Origin of the sequence: Microcoleus sp. AT9b-C3 (genome assembly GCF_036705485.1) — a bacterium.
In the GTDB taxonomy this organism is placed as follows: domain Bacteria; phylum Cyanobacteriota; class Cyanobacteriia; order Cyanobacteriales; family Microcoleaceae; genus Microcoleus.
Map to the genome: position 1 here is coordinate 39,534 of NZ_JAUBUR010000016.1, position 20,942 is coordinate 60,475.

The window sequence follows — 20,942 nt, forward strand, 5'->3', positions numbered from 1 at the left end:
TGCCAAAATCTGGTGAGTTGGTATATATTAAATAAAGGTTCTACTGCGACGTTGGTGACTGCCAATAATGTTTTTTTGATCTATAACTCTTAACTCTCGGGAATCAAGATGTTTGGACAGCAGTAAACTGGGCTTGTACCCAGAAACTTTAAGTCCGAGCCAACGGTACCCACCTGGTAAAATACCAGGTCAAAAGCTGAGGTAAGACGGCGTTGCGGGGAGCCATTAAAATTTGGATTGAGATAGGCGCTGTGAAATATGGCTAGCCTATTTTTTTTTGAGTAAACGCCTTTACTCATACTGGGAGTTTAGATGCGATTCGTTGAGACTGTCGGCTAATTAAAAAAGGGTGAAACCAAACATCCTATCCTCAGAAAAAAAGAACGACGATTAGCCAGAGATAACAAGAGTAGAAAAACGAGAGACACTCGTCAAGCCAATCGGAATGTTGCGCCCTCTTACCCACATTCTTGACAGATTCATCGCAGCAGCAGTCAATAGATTTTAGATTTTAGATTTTAGATTTTAGATTTTAGATTTTAGATTTTAGATTTTAGAGGCGACCCTAGGGATAAATCCGGGGGCTTGAGGATTTTCGATTTGAGATTTGGGATTGATTCCACGGATAAATCACGTGGCGGGTACCACCTTTGAAATTCCTGGTCACAATATGTTGTTGTAGACGAGTTTGAGTAAGACCCATGTAACGAGCGTCGTTATGCAAACCAAAAACACCAATTCGTTAAGACGGCAGGGTAAACGCATCGTACAGATATGCAAGAACGATCTTTAATTCCTCATATTTCGACCTGAATCCTTACCTCGAATCAAGATTGGCAAACTACATAATCGCATTGTCGATACTCGTAAAGATTTCCTGTACAAACTATCAACCAAAATAGTCAACGAAAACCAAGGGATTATTCTGGAAGATTTGAACGTATCAGAAATCAACTGTTGAAGAACCGGAAACTCTCAAGGGCGATTAGCCGACAAGGATGGAGAGAATTTAGAACTCTCTGTGAAGCCAAGTCTGAGAAATTTGGCAGAGAGTTTCCAGTAATTAGTAGGTGGGAACCTACTAGCCAAGTCTGTGCGGACTGTGGCTTTAAGTGGGGGAAAATTGATCTGTCTATTCGTTCAGTTCAAAACCGGTGCAGAGGGATTGTCAGACTAGCAACGGTTAGCAGAACCCTGTGAAGCCTCAAGAATCACCGCACATGAAAGGTCGGTGAGTATTTCAAAAGAAGCCCATTATTCTCAAACGCAACATTTGTTTTTGAACACCTGGGTTTTAGCACCTGCTTGTACGTCCGGTGAGGCTGGCCACCACCGCCACTAACTCAGCAGCATCTACGGGTTTGGTCAAATGCATCTGAAAACCTGCTAATAGTGCCTGCTGACGATCGTCATTCCGGGCATAGGCCGTTAGGGCGATCGCGGGTAGCCTACCGCCCCGCTGCACTTCAAGTTGACGCAACTTGCGGATCAGGGAGTAGCCATCCTCATCCGGCATCCCAATATCGCTCACTAAAACATCGGGGTTGCGCTCGGTTGCGGTGTCGATAATGGTCAACGCCTCCTTGACCGAAGCCACAGCCATGACATCAGCACCATACTTTTCGAGAATCGTGCTCAGCAACTCTAGCGCGTCCGCCTCGTCCTCTACCACTAAGATTTGTAAGCCTTCAAGGGTCGGCGAGGCCGGAAACTTCCCATTCGCCTCGACGATCGAGTTTAATGGCTCTGGATCGCTGGGTGGTAGATGGATAATCATCACCGGCAGTTTGACTGTAAAGGTCGTCCCCTGTCCTATCCCTGGACTCACTACCGTTACAGTCCCGCCATGTAATTCAACTAATTGACGCACAATGGCTAACCCTAAACCCAACCCCCCATAACTGCGAGTGGTCGTGCTGTCGTGCTGGCTGAAGCGATCGAAGACAAACGGTAGAAATTCCGAGCTGATGCCTGTTCCAGTGTCGCTGACAGTAAGTTCAACATGGGAATTAACCCGCTGCAAACGAATCTGGACTCGCCCGTCTTTAGGCGTAAATTTGAGGGCGTTAGAAAGTAGATTCCACACAACTTGCTGCAACCTATCGGCATCACCCAATAGCGGGCCAGCTTCAGAATCGAGCACGCTTTGCAGGCGAATTGACTTTGCCTCAGCCGCCAAGTGTACAGACTCAATCGCCGATTCAATCACCGGCACCAGGTTGACAGGACGGACTCGGAGACGCAGCTTACCCGTGATGATGCGAGAAACATCGAGGATGTCTTCAATGAGCTGGGCTTGAGACTTTGCGTTTCGCTCGATCGTCTCCAAAGCCCGCGCCACCTTATCCTCACTCAGGTTTTTTTGCCGTAACATCGTTGACCACCCTAAGATCGCGTTGAGAGGAGTTCTGAGTTCATGAGAAAGAACCGAGAGAAACTCATCCTTGGCACGGTTGGCTGCCTCTGCGTCTGCCCGAATTATTTGTTCACGCATCAATAATTCGTCTTTGGTGCGATTAGACGCTTCCAGTTGGGCAGTGCGTTCCTGCACCCGTTGCTCTAGCTCTACATTAATCGCCTGGATACGGCGGCGACTCTCTTCTAGTTCCTGGTTTGTAAGGGCAAGTTGAGCTGGACTGGGCGTATCGAGTGCCACTGGAATTAAGGGAATCAGTAAAAAGGTGAAGGTATACAAAGACCAAGCACCAGTGACAGCTTTGATCAGTCCTGAAACCCAATAAATGGGGTGCCAAAGTGTCACTACTTCCATCAGGTGCGTCGTGCCACATAAGGCAAAGATAAAAAAGAAACCTACCAGCAGTATCACCGTGTGGGCAGATAGATCCTTACGCTCATTTGTAAAGTAAACAATGGCAACCGCCACCGAGAAATAAGCGACGGTAGTCAAGGCATCTGACGTTATGTGCAGCCAGACTAACCCCGGTTTCCAGAGGTAACAATGGCCGTGAGGAATGAAATTATTAGAAAAGAAGGTGCTCAAGAGGTCAGGCATATTAGTTTACGGCACTGTCAAGTTAATTTAGGAGGTGTCATCAATTCAACCAGATGACCGCAGCAGCCAGAAGAATCGCACGCCGGAAAGTTCACCGCCCTAGGGTGATAGCGCGTAGCGATTGCCTGATACTGCTTGAGCTTGGGGAAAAAATTCTCAATCAAATGACGGGCTTTGTACAATTGAGCATCGTAAGTTTCCAGGGTCTTGCAATTATTGTGGCTTTTGTCAAATTATGGCGCTGATTCATTTACGCTGAACATTTCTCAACATAGCTCTGCAATGCTGGAGATGTAACGATAGCAATCCCGTCATCGCTGACAGAACAGGTCGAATCCGACAAAGCACGTAACAAGATATTACGTGCGCCGTTCAAATCCCGTCCAATTACCGTTTGGCAATGAGGGCATTTAAACATTTTAGAGCCACCAAGCTGGCGATGAATATGACCACAATTACCACAAGTTTTGGAAGTATAGGCTTCAGACACATCAACCACAATTGAGCCATTCCTTTCGGCTTGATGCTTGATGATTTGTTTAAAACGGTAATGCGCCCAAGTCAGCATCTGACGTGCTGATTTTTTATTAATCTTCCGTTTGGCACGCTTCACCATTTGAGACGTTTCAAATGTTGGCAGAAAGATAACTTGGTAATTCGTGGTTAGAAAGTGTGCAGCTTTTTTGTGAAGTTCATCAACAAGATTTTGAATCTTGCTTCTGATTCTTCCCGCAGCCTTTCTCATCGCTCTTCGCTGTTTGGCAGACACTTTACTCATTTTTCCCATTAACTCGTCAAGATATTGACATAGGCGGGTGATTCTTCCGATATCTCCGCTACCAATCTCAATTACTTTTTCCGAGTCGTAGCCAGTAAGGAATGTCCGAATACCGGGGTCTAAAGCGATTACTGATTTAGTCTCTGACAGTTTTGAGCGATATTCTTCAGGAAAAATGGCAAACCAGTTGCCACGATTGAGAACGAGCTGAGTGCCATACTTGCAAGATGTTGGAACGGGTTCAGATGCTGTGAATTTCAAGCCTTTAACTTTTGACTTAAACCACATTCCATCTATAAAGTTAGCATCATTGAATTTAATGGTAGAACGAGGGTTGCGGATACTGCGATACTTGGCATCCTTGCTAGCCGAATACGCTCTATGTGCGTCGAAAATAGCATTTTGCCTGATATGACACGGTGTATCTTTTACCCATTGTGGCAAATCTGATTGCATAATTTTGTTACGCAACTTGAGCTTACTTAATCGGTTTTGTCTTTGCTGAGAAATTGCTTGGTTGTAGCAATATCTTGTCGCTGCCATCCAGGTTTTCCAGATTTTGGCTAGTGCTGGCTCTGGGTAAATCTGAATCTTCATTGATTTTAGTTTTATACTTTCGCAGTCCGTAGAGTCTGCTGGAAAAGACGTGAATAATGGCCAGGATGTCTTCGACCATCTCTCGTTCTGGAGAAAGGTTGTCTTGGTGGAGAACCACGATTTTTGCTCCATCGAGTTGACCGAGCCATTCAATGAGTTCAAAACCAAATCTGGCAAGTCGGTCTTTGTGGGCAACAATAATAGAGCCGACATTGCCTGTACGGACGGCTTCCAAAACGGATCTAAGTCCTTGCCTTTTAAAATTAAGCCCGGAGGCAATGTCGGTAACAAGTTCACCTGATGGATAGAGTTCCAGTAATTTTGCAATTTGTCGGTCAAGGTCAGCTTTTTGCCCTCGACTTGAAACTCTGGCGTACAAAATTGTTCTGAGGTTGGTTTTGTTTTGTCCGGCATAAGAGTTGATTAAGTATCGCCGTTGACCTGCGGGTGTGCGGATGGTTTTGATGATTCCATCCTTTTCCCACCGTCTGAGTGTGTGCAGGCAAACTCCAAAATGTTCGGCTGCTTGTCTTGGGGTTGAGTAGGTATCCAATTTCTGAATTGTTTACTACGCTCCTAGCTTTGCGCATAATTAAGGTATTTTCAGTAAAATTCAATAAATTAATCTACAGGACTATACTCTCCCCTTCGGCATTGAGGGGGTCAATAATGCCCCGATCTGGATCATAGCCCTTGTTAGGCAGCAGTGTATCCGCCACCAGTAACGGCTGCTGTTGGTCGCCTCCTGGTCGCGTGACCAGCTTGTCAGGGGGTGAGGTGAAACCCCAACGGATTGGCCAACGTATCCACGCGCTCCCATGAATCTTGTTACTCAATCCCTGCGTCCAATTGCTTCATTCCTAGGCTCCTCAAAAAGCTCAGCAGGAAGATGTTTCTTTCAAGTGGGAAAATGCCTGAATTAAAACTAAGTGTACCGCCGGGGAAATAGAGGTTCAGTTGACAGTTGACAGTTGACAGTTGACAGTTGACAGCTACCTCTACCTGGAAGTCCGAGGATTGGAGTAATGAATAGTCTTATTTTAATTTCTCCCGCTTATGCTTAGGACTTTAAACCAATTCTTTCTGGTAAATCTGCTTTAATATATGTCAAAATTGGCTCCTAAAAACGAAAATCCAAAATGTTAGAGTTCGATCGCCTGTTCCAAACAATCGAAGAATTAGTAATGCTGCACTCACCCAGCGGTGCGGAGTCGGAAATTAACCAGCGGTTGATGGAAAAATTCGCCGCCCTAGGAGTGAATGCTTGGATCGATCGCGCGGACAATGCGATCGCTCTAATTAAGGGCCGCAATCCCGAAAAGTCGATCGCCATTACCGCCCACAAAGACGAAATTGGCGCCCTAGTTAAAACAATAGGCGAGAGTGGCCGCGTGGAAGTCCGCAGATTGGGCGGCGCATTTCCTTGGGTTTACGGCGAAGGCGCGGTGGATTTGCTCGGAGACAAGCAAACAATTAGCGGCATTCTCAGCTTCGGTTCCCGCCATGTTTCTCACGAATCTCCTCAGAAAGCTCAGCAGGAAGATGTTTCTTTAAAGTGGGAAAATGCCTGGATTGAAACTAAGTGTACCGCCGAGGAATTAGCCGAGGCCGGAATTCGGCCGGGCACGCGGATGGTGGTGGGAAAGCACCGCAAGCGCCCGCTGCGGTTGAAGGATTGGATCGGGAGCTACACTCTGGACAACAAGGCTTCAGTGGCAATTTTGCTGGCTCTGGCGGAATGTTTGAAAGAGCCTGCAGTGAATGTTTATTTGGTAGCGTCGGCGAAGGAGGAGGTTGGGGCGATCGGAGCTTTGTATTTCACGCAGCGCCAGCCGTTGGACGCGCTGATCGCTTTGGAAATTTGCCCTCTGGCACCGGAATACCCGATTCTTGACGGCGAAAACCCGGTTTTGCTGGTTCAGGACGGCTACGGAGTCTACGATGAAGGATTGAACGCCCAATTGCGCGCAGCAGCCGTAGCAGCCGATGTAGAGGTGCAGTTGGCGGTAATTAGCGGTTTTGGGAGCGATGCTTCGATCGCCATGAAGTTCGGCCACGTAGCCCGCGCCGCTTGTTTGGCTTTCCCCACCCAGAACACCCACGGCTTTGAGATTGCTCATCTCGGGGCGATCGGCAATTGCGCCGCCATCCTCAAAGCCTACTGTGAGGAGCTTTGGGACGAGTAGAAAAAAAACTTTCACAAAGTAGTTGACAGATTGGGAAAGATTAGTTAAGGTAATAAAGGTGCGGAACACAAGCAAACGCAACGCGCCCCCATCGTCTAGAGGCCTAGGACACATCCCTTTCACGGATGCGACGGGGATTCGAATTCCCCTGGGGGTATTGAAAATTTAAGTCTGATATCCAAGTGATATCTAGTATATGGGGTGGGCAATTTTGCCCGCCCTTATTGCTTTAGGACTTACGCACGGATAGCCAGAAACCGGGTTTTTGCTGAGAAGACACGTGAGATCCCGAAGCAACGGCAAAAATCGGCTTGATTTAGTTTGGTTCCTGGTGCATCGTTGAGCGATTTACCCCGGATTATTGAGCGGATACATAGGCTCAATATAGTTGAACACTTAGACAGCTAATAGCAGCAAAGGGAGTGCGATGTACATACCTGTTACTTTCGACCACAGCGGCATCCAAAGGAACGAAGCAATAGAAATAAAAGTTAGAAACTTTAAAGACTTAAACTTACAGGAAAGACATATTGAAGAGTTCTTACGCAAAAACATTAATTTGCTCTTTGGGGATGACCAAACTCTTCTAGTTGTAGGTCAACAAGTTCGTAATGCAAGTAATGGGATTAGCGACTTAACTGCCATTGATGCAGATGGCAATATTGTTCTAATCGAGATTAAACGCGACGTACAAGACATCAAAGCCAGAAAAGAACCTTTTGAATTTCAAGCTATCAGGTATGCCGCGAGTTATGCCAAAATTTCTACACCTGAATCCCTTGTAGAGTTGGTCTATAGCTCGTATATCGAGATACACAAAGAGGAGTATGAATTAGGTGATTTGACTCCTAGTGAAAAAGCGAGACGAGAGTTGAATAAATTCTTGTCAAGCAATGACGCACTCAAAACCTTTAACAAAAAACAACGAATAATACTTATAGCCTCATCCTTTGATGAGCAAACCCTTTCTGCTGTTGCTTGGTTGATTTCAAATGGGGTAGACGCTATCTGTCTTAATCTCACTCCTGTTTTTATAGGAGAGCAAGGTTTTTTGAGTATTGAGAAAATTTTGCCTCCGGCACAACTGGATGATTTTTACGTGGGTTTAGCCGGAGGAGGTTCTACCATCAAGGGAGAAATTATATCGACTGATTCTGCCTTTACAAGAACTTGGCTACCTCGAATGGACAAGCTGTTTGAGTGGGAATTAATCAAAGCTGGGGATAGCCTTGAAATAAAATATTTTGAAAGTTCTGAAGCTATAATAGTCGATGAGACATTTGTCCTATTTAATGGGGAAGAAATCTCCTATAATAATTGGGGAAAGAAAGTTACTGATTGGTCTTCTATAAATATTTATGAATGGGCAGTGCTTAGTTCGACTAAGAAGACATTACATGAACTAAGGAAGGAAAAAATGGCAGAGTTGGAAGCCAAAGGCAGTCAATGGGAAGAATGAGACCAGCGGTTGTAGAGCTATTTGCTTTCTTGAAGCAGCTCAAGGCTTTTTTCGGATATGGCAGTCGATCGACCGGACACGAGCTCAGACTATTAATTAGATTAACCCATTAAGGTGCGCCGAAGCGCACCCTACAGAAGCAATTATCAATCGCGCAACTTCAGCAACGGTTCAATCTGCTGCCGTTGAAACTGCAATTCATCCGCCAAAGGCTGATAAATTTCCCGATCGCCCGATTCATTGCAATAATCCCACAAACCATTGTAACAGTGCCTGTCGTCGTCCCAACCCGGATGGTTGACAATCGGATACAAGCAGATTCCCTCTATCGGAACTCCTGCTTTCATCGCCGCTATTACTTCAGTGCACACATAATTAAACCAGACAGGCCTAAAATCGTCTTCAGTGCCTGTTTCTGCTATGAATAAGGGGCGACGGTAGCGCTCAAACACTTCTTGCAGCATTTCACGAAACGGGCGGTACAGCGGATCGGTGTATTTCATCGGATCTTCATTGTGAATCCACTGATTGCGATCGTAATAATTCACCCCAATAATATCGAGATATTTTTCCTTGCCGCCAAGTTCCGGGCGAAAACGTCCAGCCAACATATCCCAAGCTTGATATTGAGATAAGCGATAACCTTCCGCCGCGTCCCGATCCTCCGGTTTGTCAGGGTCAGCAATAATGTTAATTGTGGGATCGATTTGAACGATGCGGGTGCGGGGATTGACTTCCCAAACTGATTCTATCGCTGCGATCGCAGCTTTGACTAACTGGATTTTGAGCTCGTCTCCCCGCCCTTTTGCAAACGGATTGATGTAGGCGACATCGCCGCCGGCCCAAGCAATAAATGAAATTTCATTAACAGGTGTCACGAAAGGTGTTTGGTCTGTTTCCTCAGTTAGCACTTCCATAAAAGCGCGCACCATCTGGGCAAACCTGGACACAAATTCGGGACTGAAAATATCAATATCGTCTGGCCAGCCGTAGTGAAACAAATCCCAAATTACCTGCATTTTCATGTCGCGGGCGGCCCGGATAATTGGCAGGGAACTGGAAAAATCGTATTTTCCGGGTGTCTGTTCAATTAAGTGCCAGCGGAGGCCTTCGCGGACTGTGTAAATGCCTTGCTCCTGCAAGCGTTGGTAGTCGGCTGCTGCAAATTTATCGTGACCGGTGGCGGCTGTGACATCGAGGCGTTTTCCAGATTGCACTCTGTGGGTGGAACATTCAAATCCGCCCATGAAAAAACTTTGAAACATCAATCGAATGGGTAATGGGTCATTAAGGTTTGTAGTCAGGACTTGAGTCCTTAAATCTCAATCAGAAAGGATTAAAGCCCTTACTACAAAGGGTGTTTTTGTAAGAACTATATCGATCGGCAAAAAGCCAAAATGAAATCAGAAAAAAATCTCAGATTTTTACTTTTTCCTTGACTAATCACCAATTAGCACTGAGTAATAGCTTGCGGCTGTGAACTTTCTTCGGGAATATCCCAGCCAAGAGTTGCCGCCGCGATCACCTCTACGGGAAACTTGGGAGTACGATCGGCATACAGCAAACCGTTAGCTTCTTGGAAAGTATCGGTCAACTGCGTGTAACAAAATCCGCTGAACATTTCCACTCGGTTTACTACCTTCAACAGCGCGGTGTAGCGCCTTTGCAGTTCCTGCGTGTCGGACGCGCGCACGTAGCCCCAAACCCGGAAAAAATCGGGGTTTTCGCGGCCGGCGCAGGCGATGCCTCCGAATTCTGTCAGCATCATCGGCTGTCCTTGGTGCGGGTGTCCGTCGAGGGTGAGGACTCGCCCGCCGGGACGCCCGCGATCGAACAAATCGGCTAGCTGGACTTCGGGCCCGTAGCGTTTGGCTAGGGTTTGCGGGTTGTTGTCGTAGTCGTGAATCGCCAAGATGTCGGTATCGATGCTTTCCCAGCCGTCGTTACCGATGACGGGGCGAGTCGGATCGAGGGTTTTGGTCAAAAAATACAGCGCTTGCACGTAGTTGCGGTGGGCTGCTGCTTCGACTAAATTCGGAACTCCCCAAGATTCGTTGAACGGCACCCAGACTACAATACAGGGGTGGCTGCCGTCGCGCTCGATGACTTCCGTCCACTCCCGCGTCAGCCGTTGTACGGCTTTGGGAGTGAAGCGGTAGGCGCTGGGCATTTCTTCCCAAACTAAGAGCCCCAGCACGTCAGCCCAGTACAAAAATCGGGGGTCTTCGATTTTTTGGTGCTTGCGGACGCCGTTGAAACCCATTGCTTTGACTAATTCGACATCGTGGCGCAAAGCTTCGTCGGAAGGGGCAGTCATCATGGTGTCGGGCCAGTAACCTTGGTCGAGCACCAGTCGCAAATAGTAGGGGCGGCCGTTTAGCATGAAGCGATCGCGCTGGATGCTGACCGTCCGCATGGCGGTATAAGATTTAACCTCGTCGAGCAGTTTGCCGTCGGCCCACAACTGCACTTGAGCGTTGATTAATGTCGGTTTTTCGGGACTCCACAGCAATTCGTTGCGGTAGTCGTCGATACCAGGGTCGGAGAGGGCGATGCGGCGGTGGATTTCGCCGTTGATGACTTCGTAGGTGTCGTTGACCAGCAGCATGCAGCCGATCGACAGTTTAACTTTAATCTGGATTCCCGACTGGCGATCGCCCGCGACAAACGCTTCAAAACCAATTTCCCAGCGTTCAAACTGCGGAGTCCAGCGGATGCGCTCAATATAAGTGTGAGGCACCAATTCTACCCAGACTGTCTGCCAAATGCCTGTCGTGCGCGGATACCAAATACTGTGGGGCTCTATTTGCCAGTCTTGCTTGCCACGCGGTTGTTCCAAATCTTGCGGGTCGTCCTGGGCCCAGACTGTCACCCGCTGCGGCCCGTTGAGGTTCACAACTGCTGTAATGTCTGCGCTGAAAGGAGTGTGTCCGCCTTCGTGTTCGATGACAAACTGACCGTTCACCCAGACGCGGGCGCGGTAGTCTACAGCCCCAAAGTGGAGGAGAACTCTGCCTTCTGTGTGGGGTATGTCAAATTCGCGTTCATACCAGCAGTTGGGGTGAAAATTCGTGTCGCCGATCCCGCTTTTTGCCGATTCTGGAGCAAACGGCACTTCTATAGTGTGAGTCCACTCAGAAATATCGATCGGCTGCACGCAGCGTCCTGCGTCATCATAAGCAAACCTCCACTGACCATTGAGACAAATCCAGTTGCTCCGGCGCAGTTGTGGGCGCGGATAACCTGTTTTCCGTCCTTGAACTGTCACCTTAGTATCAAGAGTTGCAGACTCTTCTATCTCGCAATTTTCTAGTTCTCTACCTAACCAACTCATCGGCACATCTACCCAAAGTTATATTTATAGGTTAGCTACAATTACCACCACTTTGACAAGTTTTTTGCTGATTAATTTGCAAAAGTTCTGCCATTAAAACAGCCTCATCTGAAGGATCTCTTGTGCTGAAGTCATTAGTCAGAAGAAGAAACAATAAACCAGGAAGATTTTTCCTATGCGCCACTCTCCCCCTCTCCCCCTCTTCCTCTAGCTAGCAAGACTTTGCAAACCTCCTAACGGTTCAGTTGGCTCACTTTTGAGATAAAAATCTTCGGCGAACGGCAAACACTGAAATATTTGCTGTAGTCCCGTGAGTTCAAAGAGAATTCTAACTTGTTCGCTCATGGCAGAGATCAAAAGAATACATTCGCTGTCTCTAACTAATTTCACGAGCGCCACTACCGCCATTAACTCGGAATTTTTCAGAAAATTTATTTTTGAGAAATCGAGCATAATAATTTTGCCACCGCTGGCAATTAGGCGCTGTATTTCTTTCTGAAACTGAGACAATTGAGAATTTTCCAAAACCTCATGAGACAAAACAATTTTAACTAGAACGTTCATTTTTACCTCAATGCTTGTTTGAATTATTAAATAACTTTTGATGAAAACCGAGTAGGGTGCGCACTGCGCACCTTACATTTTTTTACCTATCGCCGTAGGGTGCGCACGGAACACCAAGCATTTTGACCCTACAAACTCGCAGCTTCCAGCTACTTGCTAGCAGATTTGCCGTTGCCGTTGCCGTTGCCGTGGTTGACAGCAGCGACTTCTAGAGAAGCTGCGCTTGGGCGATGGGCAACTTCATTGGAGGAGCTGACATTAGAGGCTGAACCGTTAACATTTTCTACCAATTCAATCACCGGCTTGGTAGTAATTTGGGTGTAGGTTGTCAGAGCTTGAGCGACCACTTGATCCATGTTGTAATACCTGTAAGTCGCCAGCCTTCCCACGAAAGAAACTCCCGGAGTTGCATCAGCCAAAGCCTTATATTTCTTGTAAATTTCGGCATTTTCCGGGCGTGGAACCGGGTAGTAAGGGTCTCCCTCAGCTTGGGGATATTCGTAGACAATGCTAGTTTTTTGATGCTCTTGTCCGGTGAGGTATTTAAACTCCGTGCAGCGAGTATATAAATGCTCGTTCGGGTAATTTACCACCGGGGCTTCTTGGTGTACGGGTACGTTCAGTGTTTCGTGCTTGAATTCCAAGGAACGGTAAGGAAGTTTGCCGTAGCAATAATTGAAATAGGAATCGACCGGCCCGGTGTAAATCATTTCTCCGTAAGGGATAAAACCCTCAATCTCCCGGTAGTCGGTATTCAGCATCACCTTGATGTTTGGGTGAGAAAGCATCTTTTCAAACATCCGAGTGTAGCCGTGCAGAGGCATTGCTTGATAGGTATCGGTGAAATAGCGATCGTCCCGGTTAATGCGAGTGGGAACGCGGGCAATCACTGATTTGTCGAGTTCCGAGGGGTCCATTCCCCACTGTTTGCGGGTGTAGTTGCGGAAGAATTTCTCGTAAAGTTCGCGACCGACTTTGCTGACAACGACATCTTCGGAAGTGCGAATGTAATCTTTTGGTTCTGCTACTTTCGCGAAGAAATCTTCTACTTCAAATGAGGTGAGATTCAGCCCGTAAAGTTTGTTTACGGTGTTGAGATTGATCGGAATTGGCAGCAGTTGACCGTCAACACTGGCGAGGACTCGGTGTTCGTAGGGCCGCCACTCGGTGAACCGTGAAAGATACTCGAAAACTTGGCGCGAATTGGTGTGAAAAATGTGGGGGCCGTATTTGTGTACGAGGATGCCATGATTGTCGTAGTGATCGTATGCGTTGCCACCGATGTGGTTGCGCGTATCAATTATCAGGACAGTTTTTCCAGCTTCATTTGCTAGTCTTTCGGCAATGACGCTACCTGCAAATCCTGCTCCGACGATTAAATAGTCAAACATTGAAACACCTCTGATTGGGGGTAAGGGTAAGGGTAAGGAATAATTGGTAATTGGACATACAGCGAGGAGTGTTGAGTGTTATTTTTTGAATCGGTAAAGTGTAAATCTTTAAGTTCAACCTCAACATTCCTAACTTAAAACTTTCATCCTGTCTTCGGCTTTCTGCCGTTTCTCGTCGATCGCACTTTCGATCAACCCCAGCATTTCGCCCCAGGTATTGTCCCAAGAATTGTCGGCTAAAAAGGCATCTACTTCGCTCAGCCACTTGGTGCGAACGTCCGAACTTTCGCTGAAAATTTCTTCGCCACAAGCAACGAATTCTTCAGAATTGCTAGCAATCCGAACCAAGCCGTTTTCTCCGTAGGGCCGCACCACGTCGCGGATAGGAGTAGAAATCACAGGTTTGCCTGCCGCGAGGTATTCTGGAGTTTTCGTCGGACTAATAAACTTAGTCGATTCGTTAATCGCAAAAGGCAGCATGGCTATATCCCACCCGGCAAGATACGCTGGCAGTTCTTGATAAGATTTGCCGCCGAGATAGTGGATATTGGGGTGTGTTGGCAGAGTTTCCGGATCGATTTTTACCACCGGGCCAATGATGACTAAATGCCAGTCCGGCCTTGCTTGGGCCATGCCCGCCAGCAGTTCGATATCCATGCGTTCGTCTATGACGCCATAAAATCCCAAACGCGGGTGAGGAATGTCTTTTTGATCCGCCGGTTCTTCTGAAAGATTCTTGGCTGTCGCAAAGTGGTCTTTTTCGATGCTGCTGGGGAAGGGGTGAATGTTTGGGTGCTGGTGCTGTTTGGCTTCGTAAAGGTTGTGTCCGCCTGTAAATACTACGCTGGCGCGCTTTAATAGTTGGTTTTCATTGGCTTTTAAATTGGGGTGTGCGCCTTTGAATGCTGACAGTTCATCCATGCAGTCGTAGACTACAGCTAGCGGCTGTAAGTGGCTTGTGAAACTGACAGCCATTGGTGTGTAATACCAGAGGATGTACTGGCTAATTTCCGCTGCTCTAAACAAATCATCTAGCATGGCTTGCTGAGCAGTTTGTGCTGTTGCTTCGCTGGTTCCTTGGGTCAGGTGCGGTACTATTACCCAGACTCCGCTTTCGTGGATGCTGACATCAAGCCACCAATCTGTAGCCGCGCTAAAAATCGGTTCTTCTACAAAGAATACGCGACGAGTTTTCGCACAACGACTTAAGAGATGTTGCGGACGCTGATAGACAAAATTCCACCGCAAATGAGACAGGCAAACTAAATCTGGTGCATCTAAAGCCTCAGTTTTTGATAAGTTGGCGCGCAATGCGGGCGAGGAAGCAAATTGAGAGGGCGATTTTGCTGGATCTATAGAGGTAAATCGGATCTCCCATGCTCGCTCTTTATTGCTATAACTATTGTTTACTGAGTTTTCTGGGGGCGACATATTAGCCTCTGGAATTTGTCCATGAAAATTGGTTCGTTAAAAGTTGTCAATAGGATATATTTCTCAGCCTTCTCTTACTGAAAGTCGCAAGCATAAATCTGAGAACTTTTATTGACGAGCAAGCGCCACATTCAGTGAGCCAAACAAATAAACTGTTTAGCTGCGGAAAAAACCGACTTATCTGCTTTTTTCAGAATTGAAACTTGGAGATAAGTTAATATTGTTAGACTTGCTATTGTTGTTAAATGTAACCTAGTTTTTCTGCCCTAACTTCTATCTGAAGGATGACTTTTATCTTAGGAGACACCTAGCTTGCAGGCTGGCTTCAAAAGCCGTTAAAATGCCGATCGACCTTGTAAAAATACTCTTAACTGGCAGGTACGGGGTGAAAAAAGAGCGAGTTTTATTGCTTTATTTGGAGATGATAGAAAATTTGTCATCAAGTTTATGTGGCTTTTTGATTGACAAACCTGGCTTTTTTTTAAATCATCCGATCGCTAATTGGGTAAATTTGTATCCTACTATACCAAGTTTCGCCTAAGATTTCTGACTTCCGATAGATTAACAATTGACAGTTTATGCAGTGAGGTTAAACTGACCGAACAGCACCTGTCTCAACAATATAACAGAAACCAGGCAACCGCAACGATAAACCTAAGATTTTGCGCGAGTCTGTGGGAAGAAACCAAGTGACGACATTTGGGCTGTGGGCGTCAGTTTAACCTTGCGCCCACAGCACAAATGTCAATCATCCCTCTCAGGGCGGGTTCGCCGATACCTGCAATCAAAGACCAAATATCGACCTCAATCCGCGACCTGAAAATAGCAGCAACTTTACAGTCGGCGGCTGTCAATCTTGGCGAGTCCTCCTCCAAAGGCAAAATCTTGCACCGTCGAGCTCTTTAAGAAATCGTGAGGGAAACCCAATTCAATTGCACTTACTTTGTCTAACTGCTGCATTTGTTCCAGGGTTAATTCAAACTCCAAACAAGCGAGATTTTCCTGAAGTTGCGAGAGTTTGCGGGAACCCACAATCGGAATAACTTCGACTGGCTGTTGGATCAGCCAATTTAGGGCTACTTGAGAAGCAGGTTTGCCAATTTCGGCTGCTATTTTGCTAACTTCCTCAGCAATTTTGAGGTCTCGTTCGTTAATTTTTCCCGATTCAGGTGAATTCAGCCGTTTAGCTTCGCTGGCTGTTTCTGAAGTGTTGTATTTTCCTGTCAGCAAACCGGCTGCTAAGGGACTCCAAGCTGTGACGCCAATATCAAATGCTTTTGCCATAGGGATTAAGTCCCGTTCGGGAGTTCGCTCTTTTAAAGAATACTCGATTTGCAAGCCGATAAAGGGTGTCCAACCGCGCAGATTGGCGATCGTATTTGCTTGAGAAATAATCCAAGCCGGCGTATCGGAAATGCCGATATAAAGAATTTTGCCGGCGCGCACCAAATCATCAAAAGCGCGCATCACTTCTTCGACGGGTGTGGTAAAATCCCAAGCGTGCAGCCACAGCAAATCTATGTATTCAACTTGCAATCGCTTTAAGCTTGCTTCTACTGCTTGCACCATATTTTTGCGGTGGTTGCCAAAACCGTTGATTTCGCCATTCTTCATGTTGAGGCTATACTTAGTGGCAACTACCCATTTTTCGCGATCGGCTGCGATGAACTCACCAACATATTTTTCGCTAGTACCGTTGGTGTAGAGATTCGCGGTATCAATGAAATTGCCGCCCGCTTCTGCAAAGGCGTCGAACATTTTCCGGCTTTCGTCGTAAGAGCTCCCCCAACCCCACTCTTCCCCAAAAGTCATGGTTCCGAGGCAGATTTCGGAAACGCGAAGCCCGCTGTGACCTAGTAGTTTGTATCTCATGTCACCCTTCCCCTAGTTAATGGTTGTTAACAGTTTAGATCGGGATTTCCCAAACTGTTGCCATCAGTCGGGGTGGTTGGTTTTACGGTGCCTTAGCGCTGTGCTTAATGTTGAATGTTTTGCCAAGTCAATCAAAATGCCCTAGCAGGGTGATGCTGTCTCCCCGCTGCCTTTAGTTTAAAAAGCGCGCCCGTGCGATCGTCTTACTAATGTATTTAGGATTACATCAATAAATTAAAATACAGTAAAATGCTCAAACAAATATCTACCTTTAGATAGGTATTTTATGAAATGAGTTAAATAAAAAAAGGTTATCTTAAATAATCAGAAAACCAGACAGAACTAGAGAAAAAATTAGGGAGCGTGTCACTTTTGCGATAAATATAAATACTCAAGAAGAGTAAAATAGTGGCTTTGAGCCATTGTTGAGCAAAATAGGCGCAAATAATAGTGTCTTATTAATGGCGACTGAACCATGACCCCAGAACAGCAACAAGCGATTCAAACACATGTAGAAGCTATTTCTGCAATCCTGTATGCGGATTGTGAACCTGAATCGTTAAAGACATTAGAAGATATCGAGCTAGCAGTAAAAGAAAGAGTGTTCACTCATGTAACACCACAGAGCGGATTTTTTTTTATCTACTCAGCTAGCGGGACAGAAGCAGGAAGGGTAAAGAAATTAAAAAGTACATTAGGTGATTTAAGTATCACCGAGAAGCAAGCGGAGCTACTAGGGTGTGGTACGGGAAGCAGATTAAGTCCGCATTTAGAAAACTGCTGTTTAAGACTGAGTGCTAATGTTGCTTATGAAAGTGCATCAAAAGATATTAAATACATAACTGGGGTTACTGTACCATCGAAAACACAACTCATATTAGTACCTTATCAAGAATTTAATAAACCAGTAGCAACATTAGATATTACTGAACTAAGTGTAGATGGTGGCAAAGCTCGGTTAATCACACCTTTCATGAGAAAGATCTGAGTAGAACGACTATAAAGCAATTGTTTCAGAGGCGGGAATAGTAGCTAGTTTCGACAAAAATAATATGATTATTGATTGGGCAAATCAACAACTACTAGCAAACCCAGTAACTTGTCGCTTGTGATGGACATGATGGAGTCGGGAATATATTCAAGGAAATTAGTTGTGAACAGAACAGAAGAGAAATCTTATATTGGTATGATCTGAATGAAAATTTTCACTTATGTGGGTGGTTCAATTAAGCGGTTAAAGCAAGCCGAAACATATTTATGGTAAGGAAATGTCCGAAGTGCAATAGCACTATTCACAGAGTTAAAGAAAAAATCAGCAATTCACTTCTGTAAGTATTTAGAAAAGCATCAGGAAAGAATTATTAATTATGAAGTTTTCCAGAGAGACGGAATTTGTTCAATTGACTCTGGCGCCGTAGAATCAGGAATTAAGCAAATAGCTAGACGGATTAAAATATCTGGAGCAAGTTGGAAATCCGAACATGTTGGGCAGGTATTAGCTCATCGATGTGCTTACTTAAACGGCTTAATTGGTAAATCACAAAAAGCTACTTAAGTATTTTTACTCATCGCAAAAGTGACACGCTCCCAATCATGCCAGATCGTGTCCATTTGTTAATTAATGTTAAGCCAGTAGACGCTCCAGCTACAATCATCAGAAAAATTAAAGGGCGAGCGTCTCATCATTTAAGGAAGGAGTTTCCTGAACTTCTTAAACTACCTACTCTGTGGACGCCTAGTTATTTTGTTTCTACTGCGGGGAATATTTGCACAGAAACGGTTAAGCGTTACATTGCAGCGCAAAGAGAGTAGGCAGGATAAATCCTGCAACGCCCTTTCATCCCCGGACTAAAGTCGCGGGGTTTTCAGGGTATTGTTTATAATCCTAAGACGCTACCAAAAAGCAAGTCTATGCGAGTCATCATCCAGCGAGTAAAATCATCTCAAGTCGAAATAGAAGGTCAAATTGTCGGCAAAATTGGCCGCGGACTTAACTTGCTTGTAGGTATTGCAGACACCGACACCGAAGCAGAACTCGATTGGATGGCTCGCAAATGCCTAGAATTGCGTTTGTTTCCCGACTCTGCCACGGATACCGGGCGCTGGGACAAGTCCGTACAAGACATCGGTGGCGAGTTGCTGGTTGTCAGTCAGTTTACGCTCTACGGCGACTGTCGCAAAGGTCGGCGACCTTCCTTGGATCGAGCAGCGGCTCCTGAACGAGCCGAAATTCTGTATGATAAATTTGTCGAAAAGTTGCGCCAGAGCGGCTTAAAAGTTGAAACAGGCTGGTTTGGAGCGATGATGCAAGTCTCGATCGAGAATGACGGGCCGGTGACTTTGATATTAGAGAGAGAATCGGGGTGAGTTGGTTGACAGGCCTCTCCCTCTCTGTTCACCGCACCGCACCGCACCCTACTTTTCTTATCTTCCTACCGTACCCTTCACCGAACCCCTGCGGGGAACGGGAATGGCTTCGCCGAACGTCTCCTTTGCGTCTTCGCGGTTCGTTCAAAAAAAGCCGTTGCGCGTTTTACCAAGAGCAAATTTTCAGATTAACCGGGTTTCCTAACTGCTGTTGCGTAGGTTCAGAAGATATGGGTTTTCGCTACATTTTCTCCCATCCCGATTCCAGAACCTCAAACCCTTAAAAAACCAGTTTGTAAATCGTCCACTCAGCGGCCTTGGAACACCGTCAATCTTTTTCGCGATCGCCCCACGCGACCAACAGCTCAGGATACTTGTACAGTAAGGCTTTGATGGCAATAAAACCAATCTTCCACAGTCAGCGCTTAGAATCAGATTCAGCAGCCAAAAACTGTTGGATGAGAGAGTGGAACACTCGCATCACTGCGGTTATCTCTACTTCCGTAATATTCAATGTATAGAGAGTTGAATCAGCACAGCAAGCGAAACTGCCAGCAACTGCCGCCTCACTCTCTGAGAAATGTTCTCGCACACCCGCTGTGCCCTACCACCCGATAAACGCCATGACTGTCAAAGCTGCCACCAACACCGTCAACTGCAACACCGCTTCTGACCTCAACTGCATTCCCGAACAAACCGCTGAAATCAATACTGTTCCCAGCATCGATATCCTCGCTTTGGCTAACTTCGCCCTCAAAGAATTGCAAGCCGAAATGAAAACTGCCAGCCGCAGCGCTCAAACAGTGGCGATGCGGATTGCTAAGGAAGTGGAACGGATTTGCCAAAAAAGCGATCGCATCCAAATTTCTGGCGAAGTTGAAGCTTGGCAAATCACCTTGGCTGAGCATCGGTTGCAAAAAATCCTGCAATACTACCACCTCGGTTCCAAACAAGGCCGCGTGGAACTGCACTCTCACCTCGCGGCGATGATTTACCGCCATGTTGCTTCTTTCCGATCGAACTTGAACTTCCAAGCTCGCTACAACATGATTGAAGACTTTTTGCAAGGCTTTTACATCGAATCTCTGCGAGCTTTCCGGCGCGAACACCAACTCGATGTCACCTACCAGCCCCGCACGCAGCTAGAATTGGCTGAGTACATGGCTTTTACCGAACACTACGCCAAGCGCCAAATTGGTTTGCCCGGCCGCAACCGCCAACGCCTGATCGTGTTGCGCGCTCAAGGATTTGCCAAGGGCCAGCCTCCCGAAACTGCGATCGACATTGAAATGGCTGTAGAATCCGGCAAGGGAGAAGAAGCGGAAATGTACAGCCGCTCTCCGGCGCTGCAACAAGTGCGCGAGCAAATGGTATCGGAAACTGTCGATCCGGCTGATGCTGTGCTGCGCGATCGAGTAGTCTCGGAATTGATCGCCTATCTGGAAGCCCAAAATCAGCCAGAATGCGTGAATTACTTAACTTTAAAACTGCAAGACCTTTCGGCTTCGGAAATTGACCGCGTGCTCGGTTTGTCTTCCCGCCAGCGCGACTACTTGCAACAGCGGTTTAAGTACCACGTCGAAAAATTTGCCCGCACTCAAAATTGGAAACTCGTTCACGAATGGCTGGGTGCTGATGTCGATCAAAAGCTGGGAATGACTTCGGACAAATGGGAAGCATTTCGCGCTCAACTGGCGCCCGAAATGCAGCAAATGTTAGAAATGAAGCGGAATCAAGAAAGCGACAAGGCGATCGCCACCGCGCTCAAATGCACTCCCAAACAAGTCCAAAAACGCTGGGCGCAACTGTTGGAGCTGGCTAGCCAGACTCGCAACAGCAGCCAAGCTTAATTGGTGCTCAAATATGAATGCAACTGTTTTCTTGAGACTGGAAAATGCGATCGGGTGCGGCACCTGCACAGGAATGCCCGCCCCGGCGTCCACTCTCAAA

13 protein-coding genes, 1 tRNA gene, 1 other RNA gene and 4 pseudogenes are annotated in these 20,942 nt (G+C 46.5%); 10 read left to right on the top strand and 9 right to left on the bottom strand.

Annotated elements, in window-relative coordinates; genetic code table 11:
- The first annotated feature begins 37 nt into the window (after positions 1–37).
- A non-coding RNA gene (gene ssrS, locus QUB77_RS16015) (6S RNA) lies at positions 38–225 on the top strand.
- A 598-nt stretch (positions 226–823) separates the two neighbouring features.
- Positions 824–1,146 (top strand): annotated as a pseudogene (locus tag QUB77_RS16020) (RNA-guided endonuclease InsQ/TnpB family protein); the annotation flags it as partial.
- 148 nt (positions 1,147–1,294) lie between these two features.
- Here QUB77_RS16020 and QUB77_RS16025 read toward each other — a convergent pair.
- The 3 genes and pseudogenes from QUB77_RS16025 to QUB77_RS16040 all read right to left on the bottom strand — a co-directional run.
- Positions 1,295–3,013 carry an ATP-binding protein gene (locus QUB77_RS16025; protein ID WP_333174260.1) on the bottom strand — a complete coding sequence of 573 codons (1,719 nt, stop codon included), beginning with the start codon at positions 3,011–3,013 and terminating at the stop codon, positions 1,295–1,297.
- Between the two features lie 250 nt (positions 3,014–3,263).
- Positions 3,264–4,334: a transposase gene (locus QUB77_RS16035; RefSeq protein ID WP_333323281.1), complete on the bottom strand. Its 1,071-nt coding sequence runs from the start codon at positions 4,332–4,334 to the stop codon at positions 3,264–3,266.
- 19 nt (positions 4,335–4,353) lie between these two features.
- A pseudogene (locus QUB77_RS16040) lies at positions 4,354–4,941 on the bottom strand (IS607 family transposase); the annotation flags it as partial.
- Positions 4,942–5,527: 586 nt separating this feature from the next.
- Here QUB77_RS16040 and QUB77_RS16045 point away from each other — a divergent pair.
- From QUB77_RS16045 to QUB77_RS16055, 3 genes are all read left to right on the top strand, one after another.
- A complete protein-coding gene (locus QUB77_RS16045; protein ID WP_333174252.1) occupies positions 5,528–6,574 on the top strand; it encodes a M42 family peptidase in 1,047 nt (348 codons plus the stop codon).
- Between the two features lie 84 nt (positions 6,575–6,658).
- Positions 6,659–6,731, top strand: a tRNA-Glu gene (locus QUB77_RS16050).
- Positions 6,732–7,001: 270 nt separating this feature from the next.
- Positions 7,002–8,033, top strand: a complete 1,032-nt coding sequence (locus tag QUB77_RS16055) for a hypothetical protein (RefSeq protein WP_333174249.1) — start codon at positions 7,002–7,004, stop codon at positions 8,031–8,033.
- Positions 8,034–8,179: 146 nt separating this feature from the next.
- Here QUB77_RS16055 and QUB77_RS16060 read toward each other — a convergent pair whose 3' ends face one another.
- The 6 genes from QUB77_RS16060 to QUB77_RS16085 form a co-directional block, all read right to left on the bottom strand.
- Positions 8,180–9,280: a beta-glucosidase gene (locus QUB77_RS16060; RefSeq protein ID WP_333174247.1), complete on the bottom strand. Its 1,101-nt coding sequence runs from the start codon at positions 9,278–9,280 to the stop codon at positions 8,180–8,182.
- Between the two features lie 203 nt (positions 9,281–9,483).
- Positions 9,484–11,367, bottom strand: a complete 1,884-nt coding sequence (locus QUB77_RS16065) for a glycoside hydrolase family 2 TIM barrel-domain containing protein (protein ID WP_333174245.1) — start codon at positions 11,365–11,367, stop codon at positions 9,484–9,486.
- A gap of 207 nt (positions 11,368–11,574) precedes the next feature.
- Positions 11,575–11,931, bottom strand: a complete 357-nt coding sequence (locus QUB77_RS16070) for an STAS domain-containing protein (RefSeq protein ID WP_333174243.1) — start codon at positions 11,929–11,931, stop codon at positions 11,575–11,577.
- 149 nt (positions 11,932–12,080) lie between these two features.
- Positions 12,081–13,322, bottom strand: a complete 1,242-nt coding sequence (glf, locus tag QUB77_RS16075) for a UDP-galactopyranose mutase (RefSeq protein ID WP_333174241.1) — start codon at positions 13,320–13,322, stop codon at positions 12,081–12,083.
- Between the two features lie 129 nt (positions 13,323–13,451).
- The gene (locus QUB77_RS16080; protein WP_333174238.1) at positions 13,452–14,753 is read right to left on the bottom strand and encodes a glycosyltransferase family 1 protein; all 1,302 of its coding nucleotides are present in this window, start codon (positions 14,751–14,753) and stop codon (positions 13,452–13,454) included.
- An 834-nt stretch (positions 14,754–15,587) separates the two neighbouring features.
- Complete coding sequence (locus tag QUB77_RS16085; RefSeq protein ID WP_333174237.1) at positions 15,588–16,625, bottom strand: aldo/keto reductase; 1,038 nt, start codon at positions 16,623–16,625, stop codon at positions 15,588–15,590.
- A 475-nt stretch (positions 16,626–17,100) separates the two neighbouring features.
- On the opposite strand from QUB77_RS16085, the gene QUB77_RS31765 reads away from it, so the two are divergent.
- The 5 genes and pseudogenes from QUB77_RS31765 to QUB77_RS16105 all read left to right on the top strand — a co-directional run bounded on the left by QUB77_RS31765 (position 17,101) and on the right by QUB77_RS16105 (position 20,842).
- A complete protein-coding gene (locus QUB77_RS31765; protein WP_445251892.1) occupies positions 17,101–17,613 on the top strand; it encodes a hypothetical protein in 513 nt (170 codons plus the stop codon).
- Positions 17,614–17,979: 366 nt separating this feature from the next.
- A pseudogene (locus QUB77_RS31770) lies at positions 17,980–18,180 on the top strand (hypothetical protein); the annotation flags it as partial.
- A 29-nt stretch (positions 18,181–18,209) separates the two neighbouring features.
- Positions 18,210–18,437 (top strand): annotated as a pseudogene (gene tnpA, locus QUB77_RS16095) (IS200/IS605 family transposase); the annotation flags it as partial.
- A 99-nt stretch (positions 18,438–18,536) separates the two neighbouring features.
- Positions 18,537–18,992 carry a D-aminoacyl-tRNA deacylase gene (dtd, locus tag QUB77_RS16100; RefSeq protein WP_333174234.1) on the top strand — a complete coding sequence of 152 codons (456 nt, stop codon included), beginning with the start codon at positions 18,537–18,539 and terminating at the stop codon, positions 18,990–18,992.
- A gap of 623 nt (positions 18,993–19,615) precedes the next feature.
- Entirely contained in the window at positions 19,616–20,842 is a 1,227-nt protein-coding gene (locus QUB77_RS16105) for a HetZ-related protein (RefSeq protein WP_333174232.1), read from the top strand.
- The last annotated feature ends 100 nt before the right edge of the window (positions 20,843–20,942 follow it).

Excerpts from the sequence above, each read along its gene's own strand:
- QUB77_RS16025 (WP_333174260.1), bottom strand. The coding sequence starts at position 3,013 with ATGCCTGACCTCTTGAGCACCTTCTTTTCTAATAATTTCATTCCTCAC.
- QUB77_RS16035 (WP_333323281.1), bottom strand. The coding sequence starts at position 4,334 with ATGGCAGCGACAAGATATTGCTACAACCAAGCAATTTCTCAGCAAAGA.
- QUB77_RS16045 (WP_333174252.1), top strand. The coding sequence starts at position 5,528 with ATGTTAGAGTTCGATCGCCTGTTCCAAACAATCGAAGAATTAGTAATG.
- QUB77_RS16055 (WP_333174249.1), top strand. The coding sequence starts at position 7,002 with ATGTACATACCTGTTACTTTCGACCACAGCGGCATCCAAAGGAACGAA.
- QUB77_RS16060 (WP_333174247.1), bottom strand. The coding sequence starts at position 9,280 with ATGGGCGGATTTGAATGTTCCACCCACAGAGTGCAATCTGGAAAACGC.
- QUB77_RS16065 (WP_333174245.1), bottom strand. The coding sequence starts at position 11,367 with ATGAGTTGGTTAGGTAGAGAACTAGAAAATTGCGAGATAGAAGAGTCT.
- QUB77_RS16070 (WP_333174243.1), bottom strand. The coding sequence starts at position 11,931 with ATGAACGTTCTAGTTAAAATTGTTTTGTCTCATGAGGTTTTGGAAAAT.
- glf (WP_333174241.1), bottom strand. The coding sequence starts at position 13,322 with ATGTTTGACTATTTAATCGTCGGAGCAGGATTTGCAGGTAGCGTCATT.
- QUB77_RS16080 (WP_333174238.1), bottom strand. The coding sequence starts at position 14,753 with ATGTCGCCCCCAGAAAACTCAGTAAACAATAGTTATAGCAATAAAGAG.
- QUB77_RS16085 (WP_333174237.1), bottom strand. The coding sequence starts at position 16,625 with ATGAGATACAAACTACTAGGTCACAGCGGGCTTCGCGTTTCCGAAATC.
- QUB77_RS31765 (WP_445251892.1), top strand. The coding sequence starts at position 17,101 with ATGACCCCAGAACAGCAACAAGCGATTCAAACACATGTAGAAGCTATT.
- dtd (WP_333174234.1), top strand. The coding sequence starts at position 18,537 with ATGCGAGTCATCATCCAGCGAGTAAAATCATCTCAAGTCGAAATAGAA.
- QUB77_RS16105 (WP_333174232.1), top strand. The coding sequence starts at position 19,616 with ATGACTGTCAAAGCTGCCACCAACACCGTCAACTGCAACACCGCTTCT.